General features: G+C 40.5%; 7 protein-coding genes and 1 pseudogene. 1 reads left to right on the top strand and 7 read right to left on the bottom strand.

Annotation, left to right across the window (positions count from 1 at the left end; translation table 11 throughout):
• Positions 1–46 precede the first annotated feature (46 nt).
• From ASU35_RS18280 to ASU35_RS18270, 3 genes are all read right to left on the bottom strand, one after another.
• Complete coding sequence (locus ASU35_RS18280; protein WP_058354392.1) at positions 47–349, bottom strand: DUF6608 family protein; 303 nt, start codon at positions 347–349, stop codon at positions 47–49.
• 581 nt (positions 350–930) lie between these two features.
• The gene (locus ASU35_RS18275) at positions 931–1968 is read right to left on the bottom strand and encodes a hypothetical protein (RefSeq protein WP_058354391.1); all 1038 of its coding nucleotides are present in this window, start codon (positions 1966–1968) and stop codon (positions 931–933) included.
• 18 nt (positions 1969–1986) lie between these two features.
• Positions 1987–2283, bottom strand: a complete 297-nt coding sequence (locus ASU35_RS18270) for a hypothetical protein (RefSeq protein ID WP_058354390.1) — start codon at positions 2281–2283, stop codon at positions 1987–1989.
• 1007 nt (positions 2284–3290) lie between these two features.
• Here ASU35_RS18270 and ASU35_RS18260 point away from each other — a divergent pair.
• Positions 3291–4189: pseudogene (locus ASU35_RS18260) on the top strand (IS110 family RNA-guided transposase); the annotation flags it as partial.
• Between the two features lie 16 nt (positions 4190–4205).
• Here the strand turns inward: ASU35_RS18260 and ASU35_RS18255 are convergent.
• The 4 genes from ASU35_RS18255 to ASU35_RS18240 all read right to left on the bottom strand — a co-directional run.
• Positions 4206–5039, bottom strand: coding sequence for a LytR/AlgR family response regulator transcription factor (locus tag ASU35_RS18255; protein ID WP_058354387.1), 834 nt, complete (start codon positions 5037–5039; stop codon positions 4206–4208).
• A gap of 4 nt (positions 5040–5043) precedes the next feature.
• The gene (locus ASU35_RS18250) at positions 5044–5436 is read right to left on the bottom strand and encodes a sensor histidine kinase (protein WP_058354386.1); all 393 of its coding nucleotides are present in this window, start codon (positions 5434–5436) and stop codon (positions 5044–5046) included.
• Positions 5408–6391: a sensor histidine kinase gene (locus ASU35_RS18245; protein ID WP_058354385.1), complete on the bottom strand. Its 984-nt coding sequence runs from the start codon at positions 6389–6391 to the stop codon at positions 5408–5410. Before ASU35_RS18245 ends, ASU35_RS18250 begins: the two co-directional genes overlap by 29 nt.
• 57 nt (positions 6392–6448) lie before the next feature.
• A partial coding sequence (locus ASU35_RS18240; protein WP_172794681.1) for a PD-(D/E)XK nuclease domain-containing protein occupies positions 6449–7426 on the bottom strand: 978 nt, incomplete at its 5' end.

Below are 7426 nucleotides of genomic sequence, written 5' to 3'. Positions count from 1 at the left end.
GTCTATCCAGAGACAATCAAGTAAATCAATTTTTAGTCATATGAGATTAGCATAAACAATGTAGTTCAACAAAGAATCCTGAAACAAATACATATAAAAAAGCAAGTACAATAAAAATCAAATATGGAATTAAACAATTTAATATTGAACTTTTAAAATCAATATCTACAGCAATACCAATGATAATAGAGCCAACTAAAGTTAATACTGCCCTATCCAAAATATGAAGATAAGTATCACTTGTATTCCTCATTAACAAATTTATTATACAGCTTGCTACTGTTGCAACCGTAAAAATAATACAAAATAATATTGTTATATTCTTTAATAATCTACAACTGATTTTCATAATACATCTCCTAATCTATTATTCAAAGCCTCCCACCAAAACGATGAAAGTCTTTCTAAATTATTTACCTAAATTCAACAACTCCCTTTTGAACCTACTTTTTCAGCTTTTTAGTATCAAAATAGTATCACTCAAGAGTTTTTTGCTCCTGCAAATCGCTGAAACGCTGCATATTCAACGGCTTACTTGCAGAGACATATTTGTTACTTATCTCCCAACACCCTTTCACATCCCGAAAAGGCACTGAACGAAAGCGTGATGTATAGATTGATTTTTGGTATCATTGTGGGATTTCATTGGAGAATGGAATGGGAAATAGTTCCATCTCTTCTTCCCCTAAATCCCCCATTTTTCAAGGTTCATGGCATATAAAAAGAACCCTGGATATGGGTTTATTACCCATACACAAGGTTCTAATTTCTCTCTATTTTCTCTTTTTGCCAGGCTACTCCTTTTTGCCCCTGAAGGATAATCGGGAGTGCCTGGAGACATAGAGAAATTTAACCTTGCAAGGGTATTATAGCGTACTCAAGCCTCTCTGTCGAGTAAAAACACAATATTCTTACTGCGTAATGCCATGCTTAACTCCACCAATCATCCTCATAATCTCTTCTCATTGATTGTATAACGCTCTTTACGCTCTTATTACAAGCCAAACGTCTTTTTTGTTCCATTTCATCCCACCTATTTTCAATTTCTTCTAATACCCATTCAGTTACCATTATAGTAGAAAGTTTGTCATCATACATTTCATAATCTTCATATATAATCTCAGCGTCAAGCATAATTTTATATACTTCTCTAAATTCTTCGTGTTTCTTTTTCAAATTATTTCCATATAATTTTGAATATTTTTGAAAAAACAAGCCTTCTATCTTCTCGTAATCTTCCGGACATATATCTATTAACTCGTCATTATAATTATCCATAACAAATCCAACTATATGTAAAAATATCTCATTATTAAAAATATCTCTACATATGGCTTCTTTGCAAATCTTATTTGCATTACAATATGTAACTATATCCATATTATAATATATTTTCCCTATATCTTCATCTGCTAACAATGCTTCTATATCATATACGGGTTTATTTTTCAGTTCTTCTTCAAATAAGCAAACACATTTTTTATAAATATGCAAAAATGTAACCACATCAATATATCTAATAGTAGTGGAATAATGTATAAATCCATTTCTTACTTGTGCTAATTTCTTGCACTTTGAAGCAAATGTTTCTCCTATTATTTGATAATAATCTTTCAAAAAATCGCACGCCTTAGAAAAGGATACTGTATGTAAGTCATTTTCCATAGGATGTCGCTGAAAGAATGCTTCTAATTTTGTAAAGCCTGCTTTATGTGCTTTATTATACTTCTTTAATACAATTTCTGTTTTTTCATCAGCATATAAGAGAATTTCTTCTCTTCTGGCAATCATAAACTTAAACAATAGTTCAACAGCATTATCCAGGCACAATACAAACATTTTATATTCTAATAAATCAGTAATATCATTTGATAATCCTTTAATATGCAATTCAGTTGCTTTAAATGCAAGAATAATATTATCAATTATGTTAATATTTTCTTCCTGACCATTCACCAAGTTTCCCATATATATTCCTCTTTTCAATTAACTTGTTTCATTTATTCTACAGCAAGCACAAAATCTATATACAAATACTTTCAGTTCATCAATAGCTTTATTAGCAAATTCATCTTCAAGTTTATCATACATATAACATTTTTCTGCTGCACTTACTAACAAATTATCAATCTCTTCTTTTTTATCTTTATACCAAGAATTATCCTTTTCGTACATCAATACCATTTGATGTGCTAATCTTAATAATAGCAATGAATAATTTGACTTATAAGCACTTTTCTTTGATTCATAAAATTCAATCAATACCTCTAAAGCTTGCTGCATATTGTCAACATCTATAAATGCGGCTTCTTTAAAGTAACATCCATATCCTTCCTATTCTGTCAAGCCTAAATCTATTGATTTTACTGGCTTTGACGATTTTTATTTCCCTCTGTTCAACTATGATGATGAACCTTCCGTGTCTAAAGGGAACGTGTCCCAACTTCCTTCGTCCCATCTACCATACACTGAGTGCCAGCCAAGCTCCTAGACGGGGTCATGCCCCACGGAAAAAAACGACGCCGGCTACAGCTCTTGTTTTTATGTTTGATTGTTACTGACCTGCATTCACCTGTCGTGGTACTGATTTACTCAGTGGACGCTCTACCACTACTGTTTCCTGTTGGCCTTTTGCAGATGCAGTCCGTTTCGGACTCCATCGTTTACGGGTTTCTGTTCCAGAACCCTGTCCATTCTCCGATGCCTTCCATCAGCCACTCGACAGAGTTCTGGATTGTGTTACTTGTATTTTTGTTTCCTATGATGCCAATGCTGCCTGTGCTGATACCGGGTGCTTGATATCCTTCAACAGTTTTTGTGGATCATAAGTTGTCCCTGTCTTCAGGATGGTGTAAATCACCCTTAGAATCTTGCTTGTCAAGAAACAATCATACTTCCGGAGGCTCATGCTATGAATACATAGTATAACACAAGCAACCCAAAATGATAAGCAGATTACAAAATCTATCAAAAGATTTTTTACAAGGTTCCATGTCTCCTCAGCTTTGAAGGCAGCCAATGCCTATAAAATCTCCATGCCTCAGTTCTTCGCAACACCATGAATGAAACCGATTGTCAATTCATGTATTTATTCTGCAATTGCAAAGGTGTATACTTATTTTAACGGCATAAAGTCGATCTTATTTTGGGCTTGTAGCTCGTCTATAAAACTGATTTATGGCTCACTCATTTTTACCACCACCTGTCCAGTCTTTATTACCAATGGACGTATAGTAAAATGATAGTTGACAGTGAGGCGTGCCGTAAATTTTAACTGTGAGGTATACATTATGAAGAAAATTTACGACAAATGTTGTGGTATTGATGTTCACAAAAACTCATGGTGGCCTGTTTTGTCCATGGCAATAAACAAGAAGTCCGTGAGTTTGGTGCAACTACAAGAGAACTTCTTGAATTAGCAGACTGGTTGCAACAGGGCGGATGCCAGATGGTTGCAATGGAAAGTACTGCTTCATACTGGAAACCTCTTTTTAATATTTTAGAATCTTCAGGTCTTGAAGCTATGGTTGTAAATGCCCGTCATATGAAAGCAGTACCAGGACGCAAAACTGATGTCAAAGACGCTGAATGGATTGCGGATCTACTTCAGCATGGTCTGCTTCAAGCCAGTTACATTCCTGATAAAGCTCAGCGTGAGCTGCGAGAACTTGTAGGATACCTCAAAAGCCTTGTTTGTAAACGTAATCGTGAGTTGAATCGTCTTCAAAAGATGTTGGAAGGTGCTAATATCAAGCTTTCCGGTACTATCACGGACATCAATGGCAAAAGTGCACGTAATATTCTCGAAACCATTCTTGGAGGTACTCGTATTGATGATGAGATTAATCATCACATGACTCCTGAAGAAAAAAAGCAGTCGAGTCAATCAAAGACATTACAGGAATCGCTAATACGAGTGCTCAAGCTATCATTGCAGTCATTGGAACAGATATGAAACGGTTTCCAACATCTGCCCACATTTCATCATGGGCTGGCTTATGTCCTGGCAATAATGAAGGTGCTGGTAAGCGCAAATCAGGAAAAACCCGTAAAGGCAATACTCTTTTACGCTCTACACTTGTTGTTTGTGCTCATTCTGCTGTAAACTGTAAAAATTCATATTTCCATGCACAATTCAAGCGCATAAGCGCTCATCGTGGGGGGAAAACGTGCATATGTTGCCATGGCGGAACTCCCCACATAGTTTATAATTTTTCATCAAACAGCAAATCATTCTGTGAAAAAAACTCAGGCACCTGCCTCCTTAAAGCTCCCGTTGTCATCTCTGCCCAACTGTACTGCTTCATATACTCTCCACGATAGCTGTTGATGGCAGCCACATCCCCCTTCAAGAACTTATAATAATCACATTCTACCTGCTCCACATCAATGGCAAAAAAGTTCCGTTTGCAAATTAAAACCTTTTCCGCCCTGCAGGCCTTCAGCACCTTTTTAAGCTCCGCCACGATATTGCGGAAATAATGGCGGTTTTCCATTGCCTTCGCGCTGTCCTCCCAAAGAATCCCACAAAGCTGGGCCGTGTTGGCAGAGGCTCCCCGCAAATCAATGAGATACGCCAACAACTCCTTGGCAAGGCTGCGGTTGAAGAGTACCGGCTCTCCTTCAAAGAAAATATCAAAATTGCCAAAACACTGAACCCTAAGCTTGTCATCCTCATATCGGATTGGTATCCGAAGATGGGCAAATGCCTCCTCCAACTGCTCTTCCTTTACCGGCTTTAACAGATAACCGCTGGCGTACATGGAAAATGCATCAACGGCATACTTGGAATAGGCTGTGACAAAAATAATATTCATGTCCGGACATTTATCCTTCAGCTTTCTGGCAAGGGTAAGCCCGTCCATCCCCGGCATCTCAATATCCAGAAATGCCACATCAAAGGCTTTCTGCCCTGCGAAAGTCAACACCTTCCCATAACTATCCGCACAGGAAATTTCTGCTTCCGGTCTTACCTCTTTTACAAGGTACTGCATTTCCTCCAGCATCATTGCCTCATCATCCACAATCAAAATCCTCATGACATCACGCTCCTCTTCCTTGGCCTTTTTCCTTTTCTGCCTTCCCCTTCCCATCTTTGGGAAGGATGCACACTGCCTTTGTGCCTTCTCCCGGTGCACTTTGTATTTCAAGACTTCCGCCGCACATCATGGAAAGCCTGCACCTTACATTATGGATTCCCACATGGCTTTTCCCGTCGGCAGACACTTCTTCCACCTCAAACCCAATTCCGTCATCGGTTATGGATACCCTGAAATTCTCCTCATCCTCCCATGCGGCAATGTCCAGCACTCCCCCGGAAAGCTTCCTGGCGATTCCATGCCTCACTGCATTTTCTGCAAGAGTCTGAATACTAAGTGCCGGAACCAAAAAGTCTTTTGCCCGGATATCATACTGAATCTTCAGCCTGCCCCCCAAACCGTTTCTTTTCCAGATACAAATAGCTGTCCACAAACTCCATCTCTCTCTCAAAGGTAATACGGCTCTCCTCTGCCAGGGCATCCATACTTCCCCTGAGGAAACTGGAAAATTTATCGATAGCCTCTATGGCTTCCTTCGGCTCTTTCCTGCACAGATGCTTGATGGTGGAAAGGCTGTTGAACAGAAAATGTGGCTCCATCTGACTCATAAGAATGCTGATTCTGCTCTTCGACAGCTCCAGCTCCTTTTGGACAAGTTCTTTTTCCTTCTCCGCAGACTGCCTGCTTGTCTCCCTGTGGAAAAAAATAAATATCACCATCATCGTAAGAGTTGTGGTAAGGTATTCCGGCACTGGATACCAGATATACACCATACTCATGGAAACCACCGGCAGCATGCCAAAACCAGACAGAGAAAGCATCTCGCCCAGAGAGAGGAATCTGTGGCATCGGAAAATCAAAGCAATCTCAAAGAAAAATGTTATAAAATCAAAGAAAGCCACAGGAAATCTCCATGGCCTGTCCGCAAAGTTTCCCTGCTCATCAAAGGTAAAAAACAATCCATTATATGTTGAAATGAGAACCAGCACAAAAAACACACCGCACACAGCCGCCATAATATGTGCTGGGAGCAGGGAAACCATTTCCCTCTCCCTGAAAAACTCCAAAATACAATAGGTAAAAAAAGTAACCAGCAAAAACCCTGAACCAAAAGACAGAACACAGCAGAACTTTACCAGTGGGATGTTCTCCGGTGAGCCTTCAAACATCCAGATTCCTGCCTCCCCAAGCTGCATGATGATGTTGGCTGCCAACAAGCAGATAAAGCATCTCATAAAAGGCCTGTTCCTGCTACGGTCAAAAATGGCAGCAAACAATAAAAATGCCGTCACAACGGCAGAAAAAACCAGCAGGCATACATTTACTTCTGCCATTTCATTCAAATTGGACATAGGCACCCTCCTTTTTCTTCCTGGGCATTGATGTTTCCACTTAAACTCTGCCATCCATCACCCAATCAGCACTTTCTTCCCCTCAAAGGCAAAGCCGTATTTGCGGATATTCCCTGCCGGGATTCCCTTCGCCACAAGGGCGGCTTCATACTGCTTCTCCTCAATCTGGGCATGGGCAGCCCTCACGGTGTCCTCCAGTGTTTCCTCATTGTGTCTGTTCCTCACCTTGAATTCTAGGATATAGGCATTCTTCCCCTTATCCTTCGGCTCCAGCATCACATCATACCTGCCAAAGCCACTCTCTCCGTTGGAGGTCACGGCATATTCCTTCTTAAGCTCCACCATGAGCCCCAGCACAAAGCCGTGGTAGAAACGCTCCGGCTCCGCCCCGGACGGACGGTTCCCGGTGTCAAAATAGCTGAAGGAATTCAGCGCCACCCTGTTCATATATTCATTCATAAGCTCCACATCACAGGCAAGCAGAGCCTTAACAAATCCGTTATAGCTGGTCTTGTTGCTGCCGAACCACCCCTTGATCATGGTTCGGAACATATAGTGGACTTCCCTGTTGGTGATGGCAATTTCATAGCTCTGCTCCTCATCCTCATCCAGCTCATCCAGCTGGTCATAGCTCAATACCTTCAGGTATCCGCTGGCAACCAGGAGGCTCCAGATGGCATCCTCGTCATCATCCAGCTGGTCATACACGATCTGTTCGTTGACCTGGCAGTGGATTGTGCCACCCTTCATCAGTTCCTCAAATGCACTCTTGACATTCCCGCTTCCCGTTTGCAGAAGCCTGTTCACAAGGCCGTTGCTGCTGGTGTTGGCCCAGTAAGCCCCAATCTTCCCACTGTCCAGAAAATTTAGGATTGACCATGGGTTGTAGATGTCCCAGTGCTCCCCGAAAATAAAGCCGTCATACCAATACTTTACGTCCTCTTTTCTGTCCCCATAGCCATACTCCTCCAGTGCGGCTATAAATGTCAATACAAAAATGTACAAAAGTTCCAAAATAATAATGTACAACTTTTC

Source organism: Acetivibrio ethanolgignens (assembly GCF_001461035.1).
GTDB classification, from domain to species: domain Bacteria; phylum Bacillota; class Clostridia; order Lachnospirales; family Lachnospiraceae; genus Velocimicrobium; species Velocimicrobium ethanolgignens.
Note: the sequence above shows the minus strand (reverse complement) of the source record. Positions and strands in the feature narration are given on the sequence as shown.

Excerpts from the sequence above, each read along its gene's own strand:
- ASU35_RS18270 (WP_058354390.1), bottom strand. The coding sequence starts at position 2,283 with ATGCAGCAAGCTTTAGAGGTATTGATTGAATTTTATGAATCAAAGAAA.
- ASU35_RS18280 (WP_058354392.1), bottom strand. The coding sequence starts at position 349 with ATGAAAATCAGTTGTAGATTATTAAAGAATATAACAATATTATTTTGT.
- ASU35_RS18275 (WP_058354391.1), bottom strand. The coding sequence starts at position 1,968 with ATGGGAAACTTGGTGAATGGTCAGGAAGAAAATATTAACATAATTGAT.
- ASU35_RS18245 (WP_058354385.1), bottom strand. The coding sequence starts at position 6,391 with ATGTCCAATTTGAATGAAATGGCAGAAGTAAATGTATGCCTGCTGGTT.
- ASU35_RS18255 (WP_058354387.1), bottom strand. The coding sequence starts at position 5,039 with ATGAGGATTTTGATTGTGGATGATGAGGCAATGATGCTGGAGGAAATG.